At 61.5% G+C, this 17957-nt stretch carries 15 protein-coding genes and 2 tRNA genes; 12 read left to right on the forward strand and 5 right to left on the reverse strand.

Annotated features, from left to right (window positions below; genetic code table 11):
• Positions 1–89: 89 nt before the first annotated feature.
• The 3 genes from gloA to AC1DV9_RS18720 all read left to right on the forward strand — a co-directional run bounded on the left by gloA (position 90) and on the right by AC1DV9_RS18720 (position 2020).
• Complete coding sequence (gloA, locus tag AC1DV9_RS18710; RefSeq protein WP_310299046.1) at positions 90–530, forward strand: lactoylglutathione lyase; 441 nt, start codon at positions 90–92, stop codon at positions 528–530.
• A 153-nt stretch (positions 531–683) separates the two neighbouring features.
• A complete protein-coding gene (locus tag AC1DV9_RS18715; protein WP_477949658.1) occupies positions 684–1760 on the forward strand; it encodes a YcbK family protein in 1077 nt (358 codons plus the stop codon).
• Between the two features lie 185 nt (positions 1761–1945).
• Positions 1946–2020, forward strand: a tRNA-Glu gene (locus AC1DV9_RS18720).
• A 183-nt stretch (positions 2021–2203) separates the two neighbouring features.
• On the opposite strand, the gene AC1DV9_RS18725 is transcribed toward AC1DV9_RS18720, so the two are convergent.
• Positions 2204–2371: a hypothetical protein gene (locus AC1DV9_RS18725; RefSeq protein WP_016553479.1), complete on the reverse strand. Its 168-nt coding sequence runs from the start codon at positions 2369–2371 to the stop codon at positions 2204–2206.
• 254 nt (positions 2372–2625) lie between these two features.
• On the opposite strand from AC1DV9_RS18725, the gene AC1DV9_RS18730 reads away from it, so the two are divergent.
• From AC1DV9_RS18730 to rfbA, 6 genes are all read left to right on the forward strand, one after another.
• Positions 2626–2700: transfer RNA gene (locus AC1DV9_RS18730), tRNA-Glu, on the forward strand.
• A gap of 207 nt (positions 2701–2907) precedes the next feature.
• The gene (locus tag AC1DV9_RS18735; RefSeq protein ID WP_477949659.1) at positions 2908–4893 is read left to right on the forward strand and encodes a CgeB family protein; all 1986 of its coding nucleotides are present in this window, start codon (positions 2908–2910) and stop codon (positions 4891–4893) included.
• A gap of 9 nt (positions 4894–4902) precedes the next feature.
• Complete coding sequence (rfbC, locus tag AC1DV9_RS18740; RefSeq protein ID WP_477949660.1) at positions 4903–5469, forward strand: dTDP-4-dehydrorhamnose 3,5-epimerase; 567 nt, start codon at positions 4903–4905, stop codon at positions 5467–5469.
• Between the two features lie 18 nt (positions 5470–5487).
• Positions 5488–6543: a dTDP-glucose 4,6-dehydratase gene (gene rfbB / locus AC1DV9_RS18745; RefSeq protein WP_477949661.1), complete on the forward strand. Its 1056-nt coding sequence runs from the start codon at positions 5488–5490 to the stop codon at positions 6541–6543.
• Between the two features lie 2 nt (positions 6544–6545).
• Positions 6546–7430 (forward strand): dTDP-4-dehydrorhamnose reductase, encoded by an 885-nt coding sequence (gene rfbD / locus AC1DV9_RS18750; protein ID WP_477949662.1) that lies wholly within the window; start codon positions 6546–6548, stop codon positions 7428–7430.
• A 10-nt stretch (positions 7431–7440) separates the two neighbouring features.
• Complete coding sequence (rfbA, locus tag AC1DV9_RS18755) at positions 7441–8310, forward strand: glucose-1-phosphate thymidylyltransferase RfbA (protein WP_477949663.1); 870 nt, start codon at positions 7441–7443, stop codon at positions 8308–8310.
• Between the two features lie 3 nt (positions 8311–8313).
• Here rfbA and recJ read toward each other — a convergent pair whose 3' ends face one another.
• The 4 genes from recJ to AC1DV9_RS18775 form a co-directional block, all read right to left on the reverse strand.
• Positions 8314–10119, reverse strand: coding sequence for a single-stranded-DNA-specific exonuclease RecJ (gene recJ / locus AC1DV9_RS18760; protein ID WP_477949664.1), 1806 nt, complete (start codon positions 10117–10119; stop codon positions 8314–8316).
• A 108-nt stretch (positions 10120–10227) separates the two neighbouring features.
• Positions 10228–11550 (reverse strand): homoserine dehydrogenase, encoded by a 1323-nt coding sequence (locus AC1DV9_RS18765; protein WP_112388165.1) that lies wholly within the window; start codon positions 11548–11550, stop codon positions 10228–10230.
• A 64-nt stretch (positions 11551–11614) separates the two neighbouring features.
• The gene (locus tag AC1DV9_RS18770) at positions 11615–12832 is read right to left on the reverse strand and encodes an LL-diaminopimelate aminotransferase (protein WP_112388164.1); all 1218 of its coding nucleotides are present in this window, start codon (positions 12830–12832) and stop codon (positions 11615–11617) included.
• A gap of 223 nt (positions 12833–13055) precedes the next feature.
• Positions 13056–13472, reverse strand: coding sequence for a hypothetical protein (locus tag AC1DV9_RS18775; protein WP_477949665.1), 417 nt, complete (start codon positions 13470–13472; stop codon positions 13056–13058).
• A 127-nt stretch (positions 13473–13599) separates the two neighbouring features.
• Between AC1DV9_RS18775 and AC1DV9_RS18780 the strand changes: the two genes are divergently transcribed.
• The 3 genes from AC1DV9_RS18780 to map all read left to right on the forward strand — a co-directional run bounded on the left by AC1DV9_RS18780 (position 13600) and on the right by map (position 17957).
• Complete coding sequence (locus AC1DV9_RS18780; RefSeq protein ID WP_477949666.1) at positions 13600–15459, forward strand: PHA/PHB synthase family protein; 1860 nt, start codon at positions 13600–13602, stop codon at positions 15457–15459.
• Positions 15460–15702: 243 nt separating this feature from the next.
• The gene (locus tag AC1DV9_RS18785; protein WP_112518645.1) at positions 15703–16962 is read left to right on the forward strand and encodes a DUF2778 domain-containing protein; all 1260 of its coding nucleotides are present in this window, start codon (positions 15703–15705) and stop codon (positions 16960–16962) included.
• A gap of 158 nt (positions 16963–17120) precedes the next feature.
• Complete coding sequence (gene map, locus AC1DV9_RS18790) at positions 17121–17957, forward strand: type I methionyl aminopeptidase (protein ID WP_112518646.1); 837 nt, start codon at positions 17121–17123, stop codon at positions 17955–17957.

Genomic DNA, 17957 nt, shown 5'->3' on the forward strand with positions numbered 1-17957 from the left:
CCAGTTGCTGATTTTAGCGTCATGTCTTGCCCGAAGCTGACGTCCGCTCGCCTATCCGGGTTACGACCCAACATTCGAAAGGAAATAGAATGCGTTATCTCCATACCATGGTCCGCGTGAAGGACCTCGATGCCTCGCTGCATTTCTACTGCACATTGTTCGGACTGAAAGAAATCCGTCGCTCGGAGAACGAAAAGGGCCGTTTCACGCTCGTTTTCCTTGCTGCCACCAACGACATTTCCGACGCTGAAGCCTATGGCGCCCCCTGCCTCGAGCTGACCTATAACTGGGACACGGAGGATTATACCGGTGGACGCAACTTTGGTCACCTCGCCTATGAGGTGGATGACATCTACGCCACCTGCCAACAGCTGATGGACAGTGGAATCACCATTAACCGCCCGCCCCGCGATGGCCGCATGGCCTTCGTCCGCTCTCCGGACGGCATCTCGATCGAGATTCTGCAGAAGAGCGGCAGCTTGCCGGCAGCCGAACCCTGGCTTTCCATGGGCAATACCGGCGTCTGGTAGGCTGAGGCTTTAGTGAGGCTTGCGGCTTTTGCGATTTCCGGCCCGAGACGCCGGTTCGCACTTGCCGCATCCAACCGCCGCAGGCACCTTCCGGTCAATTCCTGCAGTCGGGCTAGCGCCGGGCTGCTTCAGTTTTGACCGGAGAGCCTACGCTTGCCCCATCTTCGAACCCGTCCGTGCCTGCTTCTTGCCGCAGTCTCGACGCTTGCGCTTGCAGGCTGCGTGTCCGACCAGAAGGCACTTGATTCTGCGGCTGCTGCACCCGCGCCAGCCGCCGCGCAGCAAGCGGCGAGCGCTCCCGCCGGCCAGCCCGGCTCCAAGACGGCCGGCTATCGCGACCCGATGGTGGCAGCGGCCGGAGGCCAGCAGCAGACAGCGGCGATGGATCCCAATGCCGCGAACATGCCGCCCGGCGCACCGCAGATGCAGCCCGCCAATATCGGCGGCATGGCGATGCAATCGACCCGCATCAATGCCAATGCGATGAGCATCTTCTCGGCGCAGCCCGCACCGCCTCAAAACAACCGCACCTCGACGGTCATCCAGCCGGCCGATGCAAACGCCTATGCGCCGGTGCAGGGCGGATTTGCAACGTCGCGCGGCGGCGTCTTCGGGACGCCCCAACAGCAACAGCAGCCTCAACAGGCGCCGCAGGGCGAGATTCTGCCGCCGCAACAATCGTCGCAGAATACCAGCACTCAGGTTGCGCCCTATCAGGCAGCGTCGCTGGCAACAGGCAGCCTGCAGGGCGCCTCCACCAACGCGCTTTATGCCGCGCCGAAGCAGAATCTGCTCGGCAGCCTCTCCGGGCTCCTGCAGAAGGCCTCGCTGCCCGGCATGACACGCGTGGCGCCGAATGGCATCCATGTGCAGAACGCCAATGTCGAGGTCAGCTGTTTCAAGCCCAACCTCCTGAACGTCATCAAAACGGTCGAGACCCATTTCGGCCGCCCGGTGATCGTCACGTCGGGTTACCGCGATCCGGAGCACAACCGTCAGGTCGGCGGCGCCGAGGAATCGATGCACAAGAGCTGCGATGCCGCCGACATCCAGATCGACGGCGTCTCGAAATGGGATATCGCCAGCTATATCCGCTCGCTTCCCGGCCGCGGCGGCGTCGGCACGTATTGCCACACGGATTCGGTCCATCTCGACACCGGAAACAATCGCGACTGGAACTGGGGATGCGGCGCCCGGCGCAACACGCCGCCAAGCGCCCGCGCCATCTGACACCGCGCCGCTTTTGCCCTAACGCAAAGTCAACCACTATGCGTCTCCGAAAGAGCTTGCGCAGAGCGTTGATTTAACTCGAAAAAATCCCGCTGATGTTGGCGTGTCATTTTTTTGAAGGAAATACGAATTTCCCGCTTGCGGGATTCAAAGACCCTGACTATAAGGGCGCCACCACGAAGGAAGCGCCCTTCGTCTATCGGTTAGGACACCAGATTTTCATTCTGGGAAGAGGGGTTCGACTCCCCTAGGGCGTGCCACTTCTCTCTTTCATTTTCAATGATCGAGACGCTTGCAGAGTGATCTGCTTCTTCCTGTTTCCATCCAGAAAAACTGGCTTTTCGAGTATTCTTCGCGACGGCGGATTGTCATCGTTGGATGGCGATTCGAATCCTTTGGTGCGCGGCCGGCAAAGAAAGCCCCGCCGAAGCGGGGCTCTCTCCTTAACCGTCATTGGCTCTCGCCTTCGGACCTTCCTTGCTGCTCACCGAGGCGGTCTTGCCGTCGGGCTGCTGGCCGAAATAGGTTCCGCCGAGATGGCCGCCACCGCTGGTGTTTTCGACCTGGCGCTCGGCGCGCTTCTGGATTTCCTTCACATCAGTCTTGCTCATATCTGTCTCCATTGTTGAGGTGGTGACATCTGGAAAACCGGTGGCGGCGGAATTCGTTTCAATCTTTTTTGGGTCAGTGGCTGCAAACCGTGTCCTGCCGATCTTACTGCGAGGCGCGGCATCCCCTGTATTCCAGGGACTTCGGCGCCTGCTGCAAGGTATTTCCACAAGCTCAGAAAAAATCTACGGAATTTCGCATTTTACCGCTTGCGGGTCAGAAAGGTGCTGACTATAAGGGCGCCACCACGAAGGAAGCGCCCTTCGTCTATCGGTTAGGACACCAGATTTTCATTCTGGGAAGAGGGGTTCGACTCCCCTAGGGCGTGCCACATCTCTCTCGATTTCTGAGAGAATGTTTTTAAGTTTCGTGGACCTTCACGCTAAAGCAAACACACACACTCGACGTAGCGATATCCGCCCGTCGCATGCACCGCGCATCCAACAGGGTGGCGCAAGCTTCAATGCCAATAGTCCGGCCCGGATAGCCTCGCGGGAATCTCTGTTTCCAGCGGAGGCGGCATTCGAAGGACGCGACTTTGACGATCAACCAGCAGATTCCGACCACCCTGCCCGCAGGATTGCCGAGCCTTCAGCAATTGACCGGAAAGGCGCAGCAATCCGGATCGGTGATCGTCTACCAGCCTTATCTCGACGCTAAACAGCGGGCGAATGTCGATTCGGCCGCCCTGCCCTTCGACATTTCCTTCAACACGCAATCGACGACGCGCGAATATGAACTCTTCCGGATACTGCACGAACACCATCTGCAGGCCGGGCTGCAAGAGGACGTGTTCTGGGGGCTGCTGTCCAGCAAGTTCGAGACCAAATCGGTCTCCAGTCTGCAATCCTTCATCTCCGAGGCGAGAAAAGCGCGCGCCGGCGGCGCCGATGCCTATCTCTACAATCCGCTGATCGGCCACGCCGCTGTTTACAGCAACGTCTGGGAACACGCGATGATGGGCGGCCATCCCGGCATGGAGCCGGTTTTCGGCCATCTCAAAGAGATGGGCTATCCGATCGCGCCGCCGCAGGGCCGCACTTCATTCTTCTTCTGCAACTATTTCGTCGGAAACCAGAAATTCTGGTCCGGCTATTTCGCCTTTTGCGAACATATCCTGCAGGCTCTGGAGCAGGAGGCGGCGCGCGGCACGCCGGCCGGACGTGCCTATAGCGGCACGGCGAATTACAGCCGCGACGGCGATGCCGCAATGCGGCCCTTCGTGATCGAACGGCTGCTTGGGCTCTACATCCCGCATGCGGTGGCAAGCGGCATGAAAGTCTCCGCCTTCGTGCCCTCCGCCGAAGATTTCGAATGGAAGTTCGGCACCCGGACCGGCCAGCTGCTCCACAGCCTCTACGGCCGCAAGGAAGCGTTCCTGCAGACGCGTGATCCGGCGAAGCTCGAGCTGTGGCAGGAAGGCCGGATGCCTATCGTCAAGCAGCCCCAGCTGATCTGGACCGGCGACGATCCGCCCGACTGGACGCCGCGTGGCAATTTCCCCAAGGGCAAGTCGCGGCCGGCAAGCGCGTCAAGCGCCGGCGACCAATCGCTGCCCGCACCGAATGCCGCCGCCTTGCAGGCGATGAGTCAGCCTCTGGCACCGCTCTCTGTCGCAGAACCGGTTGCGTCAGGTCTTTCGGGCTTGCAAGCGTTCGAGGGCGGCTGGGATGCGCATAAGGACCGGCACTGCATCTGGATCGTCACGCCCAAGGGTTACAATCACAGCCATGCCTTCGATGAAGTGGCGCTCGGGCTGCAGGGCGCGTTCGAGGAGCTCGGCGGCTCGGCGCCGATCGTGCGCGAGATGAGCGAATTTGCTGGCCGCTCGCCGATCGTCTATGGCGGCAATCTGCTGCCGCCGGAGATCACCGCGCATCTGCCGAAGGACAGCGTCATCGTCAATCTCGAGCAGGTATCAGACGACAGCACCTGGATGAACGAGCGCTATACCGCCGTTCTCAAGTCCTTTCCCGTGCTCGACTACAGCCCGCGCAACAGGCGGAACCTGGCGGCCAAGGGTATCGATCACGCCGGCGTTCTCGAAATCGGCTACAGCGAGGTGCTGACGCAGATCGAATGGGCGCCGGTGAAGGATATCGACGTCCTGTTCTACGGCTCGATGAACGATCGCCGTCGCGATATCCTCATGGCTCTCCACGAGGCGGGGCTGAAGGTCGTCCATCTCTTCAACGTCTACGGTGCCGAGCGCGACGCCGCGATCGCCCGCGCCAAGATCGTCATCAACATCCACCACTATGAAAGCGGCGTCTTCGAGATCGTCCGCATCTCCTATCTCCTGGCGAACCGCGTCTGCGTTCTGACCGAAGGCGATATCGAGGATCCGGATCTCGAGCCGTTCATGGGCGGCCTGGCAGTCGAGCTTTACGAAGATCTCGTCGAGCGCTGCAAGGAGCTTATTGCCGATGACGAGGAGCGCGAGCTCATCGCAGCGAATGGATTTGCAGCCATGCAAAGCCGCTCGCAGGCGGATATGCTGATGAGCGTGATGCAGGCCGGATAGAAAAAGACCATGCGCATCGAGACCACGACGATCGAGGGTATCCTGAAGATCACGCCGGCGCGGCATGGCGATCACCGCGGCTATTTTTCCGAGGTGTTCAAGGACGGATGGTTTCGCGAGAATGTCGCCGACGTCACCTTCGTCCAGGACAACGAGTCGCTTTCGGGACAAGCAGGCACGCTGCGCGGGCTGCATTTTCAGACGCCACCCCTCGCCCAAGGAAAACTGGTGCGCTGCCTTCAGGGCGCCATTCTCGACGTCGTCGTCGATATTCGCCAGGGCTCTCCGACCTTCGGCCAGTGGCTCGGCGAAGAACTGACGCCCGATAACGGTGCCCAGCTTTGGGTACCGGCAGGCTTCGCACATGGCTTCGTGACGCTCGCTCCGAACAGCGTGATCAGCTACAAGGTGACGGCGCCCTACAGCCCGGAACACGACCATGGCATCCTGTGGAACGATCCTGATATCGGCATCCGCTGGCCGGTCGATGAGGCGCATGCTGTGCTTTCCGACAAGGACCGGAAGCTTCCGAAGCTTTCCGATATTCCAGGCCATTTTCAGTTTTCAGCACAGTAATTCAGGGGATTTCCGGCAATGCGTGTCGTCGTAACGGGGGGAGCAGGCTTTATCGGTTCGGCGCTGGTGCGTCATCTGGTGAGCGAGATCGGCGCCGAGGTGCTGAATATCGACAAGCTGACCTATGCCGGAAATCTGGCCTCGCTGACATCTGTCGAGAACGCCGCCAACTACCGCTTTCTGCAGGCCGATATCTGCGACCGGGCGAAGATGCAGGAAGCCTTCGCCTCGTTCCGCCCTGACATCGTCATGCATCTGGCCGCTGAAAGCCATGTCGACCGGTCGATCTCCGGTGCTGGCGATTTCATCCAGACCAATATCGTCGGCACCTTCAGCCTGCTCGATGCCGCGCGACACTACTGGGATGGCCTCGATGCGGGACCCAAGGCGGCGTTCCGCTTCCTGCATGTCTCGACGGACGAGGTCTATGGTTCGCTCGGCGATCAGGGCCTGTTCGAGGAGGTGACCGCCTACGACCCCTCCTCCCCCTATTCGGCCTCGAAGGCCGCGAGCGACCACCTGGCGATCGCCTGGCACCGGACCTACGGGCTGCCGGTCGTGGTCTCCAACTGCTCCAATAATTACGGACCCTACCACTTCCCGGAAAAGCTCATTCCGCTGATGATCCTCAACGCGCTAGATGGCAAGGCGCTGCCGGTCTACGGCAACGGCGCCAATATCCGCGACTGGCTCTATGTCGAGGATCACGCGCGTGCGCTGTTCACGATCGCGTCCCGCGGATGCCCGGGTGAAAAATACAATGTCGGCGGCCGCAACGAGCGCCGCAATATCGAGGTGGTCGAGCGCATCTGCGCCATTCTCGACACCGTGTTTCCGGACAAGGCCTCGCATTCGCGCCTGATCACCAATGTCACCGACCGGCCTGGCCACGATGCTCGCTACGCGATCGACGCGACCAAGCTGGAGACGGAGCTCGGCTGGAAGGCTGCGGAGAATTTCGACAGCGGCATCGACAAAACCGTGCGCTGGTATCTCGACAATGAATGGTGGTGGCGCCCGCTGCGCGACAACGTCTATTCCGGCGAACGCCTTGGCGTCTTCAAGGGACGATGACGATGCGCATCGCCGTAACGGGTAGAGAGGGTCAGGTCGCTCGGTCGCTTCTGGCGACAGCACCCTCAGGCATTGAGGTTATCGCGATTGGCCGTCCTGAGCTCGATCTTGCCAATCTCGCTAGTGTGCTGCCGGCTCTGGCAGCCGCACAGCCCGACGTGATCGTCTCAGCCGCGGCCTATACGGCTGTCGATAAGGCCGAGAGCGAGCCTGATTCAGCTTTTGCCGTGAATGCAGCTGGTGCCGGCGCCGTATCCGAAGCGGCGGCCAAGCTTGGCATCCCCGTCATCCATCTCTCTACCGACTACGTGTTCTCCGGCGAGAAGCTTGCGCCCTATGTCGAGACCGACCCAACCGGTCCGATCTCGGTCTATGGCAGCACCAAGCTCGAAGGGGAGCTGCGGGTGGCGGCGGGCAATGCCGATCACGTCATCCTGCGCACCGCCTGGGTCTATTCGCCCTTCGGCGCCAATTTCGTGAAGACGATGCTGCGGCTTGCCGAAACGCGCGACGAGCTGCGCGTCGTCGCCGATCAGCGGGGGTGCCCGACAGCGGCGCTTGATATTGCCGATGCGATCCTCGCCATTGCGGCGCGTTTGAAAGCTGATGCGGATCCCGCGCTGCGCGGCACGTTTCATCTGACCGGGACCGGCGAAGCCAGCTGGGCCGATTTCGCCACCGAGATCTTTGCGCAATCGCGAGCGATCGGCGGCAACAGTGCCGTCGTTACGCCCATCACCACTGCCGAATATCCGACGCCCGCGAGACGTCCCGCCAATTCGCGGCTTTCGGGCGACAAACTCGCTGCCACCTACGGCATCCGCTTGCCCGGCTGGAAAAGCTCGACGGAAATTGCGGTCAAAGCCATTTTGAAAAATGCGATTTGAGGAGACTGAGATGAAGGGGATCATTCTAGCGGGCGGCACCGGCACCAGGCTTCATCCGATCACCCAGGCGGTGTCGAAGCAGCTGATGCCTGTCTACGACAAGCCGATGATCTACTACCCGCTGACGACGCTGATGCTGGCCGGCATCAACGACATCCTGATCATCACCACGCCGCACGATGTCGAGGCCTTCAAGCGGCTTCTCGGCGACGGCTCGCAATGGGGCATTTCGCTGAACTACGCAGTGCAGCCGAGCCCTGATGGCCTGGCGCAGGCCTTCATCATCGGCGCCGATTTCATCAACGGCCAGAATTCCGCGCTGGTTCTCGGCGACAACATCTATTTCGGTCACGGTCTGCCGGAGATCATGAAGTCGGGGACGGCGCGCAGCAAGGGTGCCACGGTCTTTGCCTATCACGTCACCGATCCCGAGCGTTACGGCGTCGTCGAATTCGACGGCAAGATGAACGCGCTGTCGATCGAGGAAAAGCCGAAGCAGCCGAAGTCGCAGTGGGCGGTGACCGGCCTCTATTTCTACGACCAGCAGGTCGTCGATATCGCCGCCAATCTGAAGCCGTCACCGCGCGGTGAATTGGAGATCACCGATGTCAACCGCACCTATCTGGAGCGCGGCGAACTCTATGTGGAGCTGATGGGCCGTGGCTATGCGTGGCTGGATACCGGCACGCCCGATAGCCTTCTCGATGCGGCCGCCTTCGTCAGCACGCTGGAGAAGCGCCAGGGCTTCAAGATCGCCTGCCCCGAGGAAGTGGCGTGGCGCATGGGTTATATCAGCCAGGACGATCTGGCGAAGCTTGCAGAAAAGCTCGGCAAGAGCGCCTATGGGCAGTATCTCACCAAGCTCTCGGCCGACTGGTAGGGCTCACTTCGCCGGCGCCGCATCGGAAACGCGCAGCTGGATGCGGCGCGAGCCCTGGTAATGGTCGGCGCCGAGCGAGCCTGCGACATGCAGATTGGCGCCGCGTGAATTGAGCAGCAGGTTCCCGAGAGCGGTATCGGCGGCGCGGAAGGCGATGCCATCAAGACGGGCGCCGTCCATGGCTTCCAGCGTCACCTTGACATGCTTTTCGCCGACCGTCCTGACATCGCGCAAGCGATGAGCGGGGATGGCGAAGACCGGTTGCGAATGGCCGGAGCCGTACGGACCTGCGGTTTCCAGACGGTCGATGAGATCGAGCGTCGCGCCGCTGGCACCGATCGCGCCATCGATCTTCAGCGTTTCGTTGGCGACGAGACTGGCGACGGTCTTTTCGGCGCGTTCGGTGAAGAAGCTGCGCAGGGCGCCGAGCTTTTCGCGCTCGACCGTCAGACCCGCGGCCATCGCATGGCCGCCGCCCTTGATCAGCAGCCCCTCATCAACGGCGGCGCGGACCATGCGTCCCATATCGAAGCCGTTGATCGAGCGGCCGGATCCGGTGCCGCGGCCCGATGGATCGAAAGCGATGGCGAAGGCCGGGCGCTTGAACTTCTCCTTCAGACGTGCGGCCAGAAGGCCGACAATCCCGGGATGCCACTTGTCGCGGGCAGTCACGATGACGGAAGCACCCTGGCCATCGCCATACTCAGCCATTGCCTCGGCCTCTGCCTCCTGCAGCATGGCGGCTTCCATGACCTGGCGGTCACGGTTCAGTTCGTCGAGTTTCTGCGCGATCGTCTCCGCCTCGCCGGCATCGTCCAACGTCAGCAGGCGGCTGCCGAGGGCGGCGTCGCCAATACGGCCACCGGCATTGATGCGGGGGCCGACGAGAAAGCCGAAATGATAGGGTGTGACCGGCCCGGAGAGGCTGGCCTTGCGAAACAGCGCGGCAAGACCCGCATTGCTCTGGTGGCGCGCGGCGACGAGGCCCTTCACGACATAGGCGCGGTTCAGACCCTTCAACGGGACGACATCGCAGACCGTGGCGAGCGCCACGATATCCAGCCATTGCAAGAGGTCGATTGCCAGAATGCGCTTGTCGCCGGCTTCGCGCAGCAATCGGAGCGTGGCCACCAGCACCAGGAAGACCACGCCGGCGGCGCAGAGGTGTCCCTGCCCCGAAAGATCGTCTTCGCGATTGGGGTTCACCAGCGCGTGGCAATGCGGCAGCGCGTGTGTCACCTGATGGTGATCGATGACGACGACGTCGATATTGCGCGCCTTGGCGGCGTCGAGCGCCTCGTGGCTGGTCGATCCGCAATCGACGGTGACGATGAGTTTCGCGCCGTTGTCGATCAGCTGGTTGATCGCGGCAGCATTCGGTCCATAGCCTTCGAAAATGCGGTCCGGAATATAGATCTCGGCCTTGACGCCGAAATGGGCGAGGAAGCGGTACATCAGGGCCGATGAGGCGGCACCGTCGACGTCATAGTCGCCGAAGATCGCAACATTCTCGCCGCGCCGGATGGCTTCCGCCAGACGCTTTGCCGCCTTCTCGCAATCGGTCAGCTTGTAGGGATCGGGCATCAGGCTACGGATGGTCGGATCGAGGAACTCGACGGCTTCATCGACAGCAACGCCGCGGCCGGCAAGCACGCGCGCAATCAGATCCGGCAGGCCATGGACTTGGGACATGGCGAGTGCGCGGTTCTGCCCGGCCTGGTCGAGCCGCGAAATCCAGCGATTGTCGAGAATGGATTTCTCCACCCCGAGGAACGCGCGCTGTACCGGATCAGCGGCTATATCCACCATTCTGCCAATGCCCCATAATGTCACCGCCCCGTGACGGGGCGGCAAAAATTGCATGAGCACATTTATGCAGGCTTAAGGCCGGTGGCAACGCCCGGGCTGCCGTTACCCTCAGTCTTCCTTGGGGCGCTCGATGCGGATGACCTGCGGTTCGCCGACGAGATAGCCCTCGCCCTTGATCGCGGCAACCGCCTTGCGAACCGAATCCTCGGTCGTCGCATGGGTGACGAGGATGATCGTCTGGTGATGCGACGGCGACAGGTGCTGTTGCGAGCGCTGCACGATCGATTCCAGCGAGATGTGGTTTTCGGCCATGCGGGTGGCGACGCTGGCAAAAACGCCGGTGCGGTCGAGAACCGTCAGGCGGATGAAGTAGCCGCCTTCGTGGCTCTGCATCTGCGCCTTGCGATAGGGCTCCAGCGACTTGGCCGGATGACCGAGAACGGGAACGCGCTGGGCGCCCGGCTGGCTCTTGGCGATATCGGCGATGTCGCCGAGAACCGACGAGGCGGTTGCATTGCCGCCAGCACCCGGGCCGACCATCAGCAGTTCGCCGAGAATATCGGATTCGATCGCCACGGCATTGGTAACGCCATCGACCTGGGCGATGACGGAATCGACAGGCACCATGGTCGGATGAACGCGCTGCTCGATGCCGGTTTCGGTGCGCTGGGCAACACCGAGGAGCTTGATGCGGTAGCCGAGATCGGCGGCCGCGCGGATGTCCTCGATCGAAATGTTGGTGATGCCTTCGAGATAGATGTCGTCAGCGGCAATCTGGTTGCCGAAGGCGAGCGTCGTCAGGATCGACAGCTTGTGCGCCGTGTCGTTGCCCTCGATGTCGAAGGCCGGATCGGCTTCGGCATAGCCGAGACGCTGGGCTTCGGCGAGGCAATCGGCAAAGGACAGGCCTTCCTTCTCCATCTTCGTGAGGATGTAATTGCAGGTGCCGTTCATAATCCCGTAGATGCGGGAGATCGAATTGCCGGTCAGCGATTCGCGCAGCGCCTTGATGACGGGGATACCGCCGGCAACAGCCGCTTCGAAGTTGAGCAGCGAGCCCTTCTCTTCAGCGATCTTGGCGAACTCGACGCCGTTATAGGCCAGCAGCGCCTTGTTGGCCGTCACCACATGGAGACCACGATCGAGGGCCGCCTTGACGGATGCCTTGGCAGCGCCTTCGGCACCGCCGACCAGCTCGACGAAAACCTCGATATCGGCCTTGGCGGCCAGCTCTTCCGGCGTATCATACCAGGTGATGCCATCGAGATTGATGCCGCGATCCTTGGTCTTGTCGCGTGCCGTCACGGCCGTAATGTGAATCGGACGCCCGCAGGTGGCAGCAAGCTCGTTGCTCTTCTTCTGGATGATACGGACGAGCGAGGCACCGACGGTACCAAGACCCGCAATGCCGATTTTGAGGGCGTCTGCCATGAAGCGATCCTGAATGTTCATGAGTGGCAGCCGCGGACCGCGGCTGCCGATTGGGAGGTGTCTATCAGCGGTGTGCGTTCAGAGAGATGACGTTGTGCATCGTCTCGTCGGCCGTCGACAGGAATTTCTTGATGCTGCGCGCAGCCTGGCGGATGCGGTGCTCGTTCTCGACAAGTGCGAGACGAACGTAGTCATCGCCCATTTCGCCGAAGCCGATGCCCGGCGCCACGGCAACGTCGGCCTTTTCGACCAGCAGCTTGGAGAATTCCAGCGAACCGAGATGACGGAACTTCTCCGGGATCTTCGCCCAGGCGAACATCGTGGCTGCCGGCGGCGGCACTTCGAATCCAGCCTTGCCGAAGCTTTCGACCATGACGTCGCGGCGGCGCTTGTAGACGTTGCGGACCTCAGCGATGTCGGAGCCGTCGCCGTTGAGGGCATGGGTCGCCGCAACCTGGATCGGCGTGAAGGCGCCGTAATCGAGATAAGACTTCACGCGCGTCAGAGCGGCGATCAGGCGCTCGTTGCCGACGGCAAAGCCCATGCGCCAGCCGGGCATGGAGAAGGTCTTCGACATCGAGGTGAATTCTACGGTGACGTCGATGGCGCCCGGAACCTGCAGAACGGAGGGCGGCGGTTCGCCGTCGAAGTAGATTTCCGAATAGGCGAGGTCCGACAGCACGATGATGTCGTGCTTCTTCGCGAAGGCGATGACGTCCTTGTAGAAATCGAGCGTGGCGACGAAGGCCGTCGGGTTCGACGGATAGTTCAGGATCAGCGCCAGCGGCTTCGGGATCGAGTGGCGCACGGCGCGCTCGAGCGGCGCGAAGAAATTCTCATCCGGCTCGACCGGGATCGAACGGATCACGCCGCCTGCCATCAGGAAGCCGAAGGCATGGATCGGATAGGTCGGGTTCGGGCAGAGGATGACGTCACCAGGCGCGGTGATCGCCTGCGCCATGTTGGCGAAGCCTTCCTTGGAACCGAGGGTCGCGACGACCTGCGTATCCGGGTTGAGCTTCACGCCGAAGCGGCGGGCGTAATAGGCGGCCTGCGCGCGGCGGAGGCCCGGAATACCCTTGGAGGACGAATAGCGATGCGTGCGCGGGTCCTGGACCACTTCGCAGAGCTTGTCGACAATGGCTTTCGGGGTCGGCAGGTCAGGGTTTCCCATACCGAGATCGATGATATCGGCGCCGCCCGCTCGCGCGCTTGCTTTCAAACGGTTGACCTGTTCGAAAACATAAGGCGGCAAACGCCGGACTTTGTGAAACTCTTCCATTTCATTCCCCATGGAAATGCGGCCACCGCGGCCGCGCTCGAAGTTCGTCCTGTTCCCGGCTGCTTGCGATACGAACTTCAGAATCGCATGCGCCGTATTCATCAGACTGTCTGCAGGCGGCGATTCTTTGACGGATGCCGCAGCTGCGAAGCATTATCGGGAAAATTTACGTCTCCCGCCAGCTGCGGAAGGCTTTGCGTGCAAATTGCCTGAAAGGCAAGGCCTACTTGGTGATTTCCGAGAGTGTGTCGGTGCCGTGATCGGCCGCAAGCTTGCGGTATTCGGCAACGCGGCGCTGATACTCAGCCTCGGAAATCGTGCCCGCCTTGCGCTGCGCGCCAAGCGCAGTCAGCTTGGCCTGCAGGCCCTTTGCCTCGTCATCGTTCATCTGAACGTTGGCGGCCGTCAGAGGCGCACCGAAGGACGGATAACCGTCCCTGTAGTGCGAAAGGCCGCTCTCGGCCGGAGCCTCACCCTTGGTGGCGGTCATCACGACCGCCGTGGGGGCCGCTCGCCTGGCGGCAAGGGCTGCCTTCTCATCCGGCGTCGACGTGCAGCCGGCAAGCGTCATCGCCGCGGCCGCGGCAATGATTACCATGCGGGTTGCGATTGCGATGCCAGAGCTGCCGTTGTTCGTCATGCCAGATCTTCCAAATCCTCAAGCCTCTGCGACTGTTAAATTTGTCGCAGCAACAAAGCAATAGCACGAGCGTGGTTGTGTTGAACTTGTTTTATCGATCTTGCACGATGTACAATTCGATTTCAGGATGATTGCTGCCGCCCGGAGGAAACGTGTGACCGACAGCAAGACAGGCGACAAGGGAAAGCCGCAAGGCTTCGAAACGGCAGACCTCGATCCCTATCTGATGAAGGATCCCGAGGCGATGGCGATGAATTTTGCCCGCGCCCTCGAAAATCTCGGCAAGGCCGCATCCGCATGGCTGGCGCCCCGCGAACGGGGCGACGTCAGCGACAAGGCCGCCGAGCCGATGACCGACATGGTCAAGACGCTGTCGAAGATCACCGAATACTGGATGTCCGATCCGCGCCGCACCTTCGAGGCGCAGACACAGCTGATGAGCAGCTATTTCGGCGTCTGGATGCGCTCGATGCAGCGGATGCAGGGCGAAGCGGCGGAACCCGAGCCCGAGCGCAAGGACAAGCGGTTTTCCGATCAGGACTGGGAGAAGAACCCGTTCTTCGACTTCCTGCGGCAGGTCTATTTCATCACCGCCGACTGGGCCGAGAAGATGGTGACGCAGACCGAGGGTCTGGACGAGCACACAAAGCACAAGGCCGGCTTCTACATCAAGCAGATCACCGCGGCGCTCTCGCCCACCAATTTCGTCGCCACCAACCCGCAGCTCTACCGGGAAACCATCGCCAGCAGCGGCGAAAACCTGGTGCGCGGCATGAAGATGCTGGCAGAAGATATCGTTGCCGGGCACGGCGATCTGAAGCTTCGCCAGACCGACATGACGAAATTCGCCGTCGGCCGGGATATGGCGCTGACGCCGGGCAAGGTGATTGCCCAGAACGATATCTGCCAGATCATCCAGTACGAGGCGTCGACCGAGACGGTGCTGAAGCGCCCTCTCCTGATCTGCCCGCCTTGGATCAACAAGTTCTATATCCTCGACCTCAATCCGCAGAAGTCGTTCATCAAGTGGTGCGTCGATCAGGGGCAGACGGTGTTCGTGATCTCCTGGGTCAATCCCGATTCGCGCCATGCCGACAAGGACTGGACGGCCTATGCCCGCGAGGGCGTCGATTTCGCGCTGGAGACGATCGAGAAGGCGACTGGCGAAAAGGAGGTCAATGCCGTCGGCTATTGCGTCGGCGGGACGCTGCTGGCCGCAACGCTGGCGCTGCATGCCAAAGAAAAGAACAAGCGCATCCGCTCGGCAACGCTGTTCACCACGCAGGTGGATTTCACCCATGCCGGCGACCTGAAGGTCTTCGTCGACGAGGAGCAGCTGGAGGCGCTCGAAGCGCATATGCAATCTGTCGGCTATCTCGACGGCTCGAAGATGGCGACGGCCTTCAACATGCTGCGCGCTTCGGAACTGATCTGGCCCTATTTCGTCAACAACTACCTGAAGGGCGAAATGCCGATGCCCTTCGACCTGTTGTTCTGGAATGCCGATTCGACGCGCATGGCGGCTGCCAACCACGCCTTCTATCTGCGCAACTGCTATCTCAAGAACGCGCTGACCGCGGATGAGATGATCCTCGACGGCAAGACCGTGTCGCTGAAGGACGTGAAGATTCCGATCTACAATCTGGCGACCCGCGAGGATCATATCGCTCCGGCAAAGTCGGTATTCCTCGGCAGCCAGTTCTTTGGCGGCAAGGTGGATTTCGTTGTCACCGGATCGGGACATATCGCCGGCGTCGTCAATCCGCCGGACAAGAAGAAGTATCAGTACTGGACCGGCGGCCCTGCCAAAGGCGATTACGACAGCTGGCTCAACAAGGCCGAGGAAAATCCAGGTTCCTGGTGGCCGCACTGGCAGGCGTGGATCGAAGCCAAGGACGGCAAGCGCGTGCCCGCCCGCAAGCCCGGCGGCGCCTCGCTGAATGCGATCGAGGAAGCACCGGGCAGCTACGTGATGGAACGGGCATAGGCTATACCTGCCTCCGATCGGCCGATTTTTAGCCCGATTTCGCCGCCAGAAGAACCGAACCAGAATCTTTTTTGGGCGGTCCTTCATGCTTATAAAGAAATTGGAAACCATAATCCCGCATAGTTCCAGACAGTTGATTATGTGCGGGATGCCTCAATTAGGCCCTCTTGCTTCATTATCGGCTCCGGCGAAAGCGTCCTGCGTAAGCCGCCGGTAGAGTGACGCGTTTGGAAACCGAGTAATATGGCGTTTGCTGTCGAGACGTGTGAAAGCGTCAACCCTTTCGGCTGGGCGATTTTTGGCTCGGCAAAGCTCCTCCGGCTCGTGCCGGTCATCGCTGCCATCGGCCTTGGGGCCGCTGTATCGACATGGGCGCTCGCATCGGTCGCAACGATGCACTCGTCGGCTATGCCGGAACGCGAAGACAAGCGGCTGTTTGCGGATATCGCCATCGCGCCGATGGCGCCTGTGCATCACAACGCATCGGCTGCCCATACGCTCGTCCACATCGGCAAATTTTCCCGGCTGCCCGGCCAGATCACCGTGTCCGATCGCATGACGGCAGAGGTGCAGTCGAAATCCTCCAAGGACATGGTGGCGCTGATGCAGCGCCGCGGGCTCTCGGCGCTTGCCATGCGCAACAACGGCAGTGAAATTGCCTCTGCCCTGAAGCAGCAGGCGGAAACGATTGCAAGCGCTGCGGCATTCTCTGCCGTCACGGTTCCGGCCTCCCTCCCTGCGCCAGTCCAGGTCGCCACGGTCAAGGCGCCGCAACCGGCGCCGACCATGGCAGCTGCAGAAGCTCTGCCACAACAGAAGCCGGAAGCCGCCGCTGCACCGGCCGTCGAGACCGCGCTTGCCGAGAGCGTCGTTTCCGACGCACCGTTCGGCCTCGTTCTGTCGGAAAGCGGCGACGTGCCGCTGCCGATGGCACGCCCTAACCGGCCGAAGCCTGCTGCCGATGCACCGGTCGCCGCACTCGCCTATGCCAAGGTAGATCAGGACGACGATGACGGCGACATGCCGAAGATCGGCCGGCCGGCGCTTGCCCCAGTCGCCCGCAACGGCATTGCGATCTACGATATTTCCGCCGGCACTGTGTACATGCCGAACGGCGAGCGCCTCGAAGCCCATTCCGGCCTTGGCGCAATGCGCGACAACCCGCGCTATGTTAGCCAGAAGATGCGCGGACCGACGCCGCCGCATACCTATAATCTCCAGATGCGCGAAGCGTTGTTCCACGGCGTCGAGGCAATCCGCCTGCATCCCGTCGGCGGCCCAGGCGCCATCCATGACCGCGTCGGGCTGCTTGCCCACACCTACATGCTCGGCAAGCGTGGCGATTCCAACGGCTGCGTATCGTTCAGGGACTACAAGCGCTTCCTGGCCGCTTTCAAGCGCGGCGAAGTCAAACAGCTCGTCGTCGTGCCGAAATACACCGGCGGCTCGACGGGCTCCTCGCCCAAATCGACGCTGGCATCGCTCTTCTCCAAGCAATCCTAAGTCCAGTATCTGCATTTGATCGATGAGGCGGCCCAGGCAACTGGCCGCCTCATCTGCGTTATGCTGGCACAAATCGCGACAGGCCCATTGATCGGCATGGACGAACCCGGCATAGCTGCATTATGTACGACAAGGACAATTTCCGCTAAGGCCCTGCAATGGTGAATTATATCGAAGCCGCATCGGCGCCGCCGAAAAATACCGGCGCAATCAGGCTCTATGGCCCCGAGGCTTTCGAGGGTATGCGCAAGGCGTGCCAGGTGACCGCCCGCTGTCTCGACGAGCTGGCGGCGATCGTCAAGCCCGGGCTTGCGACTGATGCGATCGACCGTTTCGTCTTCGAATTCGGCATGGACAATGGCGCCTATCCGGCGACACTGAATTATCGCGGCTACACGAAATCGACCTGCACCTCGATCAATCACGTCGTCTGCCACGGCATTCCCGATGCCAAGCCACTGCGCGATGGCGACATCGTCAATATCGACGTCACCTATGTGGTCGACGGCTGGCACGGCGATTCGAGCCGCATGTATCCGGTCGGTCAGCTGAAGCGCGCGGCCGAACGGCTTCTCGAGGTCACCCATGAATCACTGATGCGCGGAATTGGCGCCGTGCGTCCGGGTGCCCGCACCGGCGCGATCGGCGAAGCGATCCAGACCTATGCCGAAGCCGAGCGCTGCTCTGTCGTGCGTGATTTCTGCGGACACGGCGTCGGCGGCCTGTTCCACGATTCGCCGAATATCCTGCATTACGGCCGCGCCAACGAGGGGCCGGAATTGCGGGAAGGCATGATCTTCACCATCGAGCCGATGATCAATCTCGGGCGTCCTCATGTGAAGGTTCTGGCCGACGGCTGGACGGCAGTCACCCGCGACCGCTCGCTTTCGGCGCAATACGAACACACCGTCGGCGTCACCGCCAGCGGATGCGAGATCTTCACACTGTCGCCCGGTGGTCTCGACCGTCCGGGGCTCGCGCCGCTCAACGGGTGA

Source organism: Rhizobium sp. 01L410 (assembly GCF_056400165.1).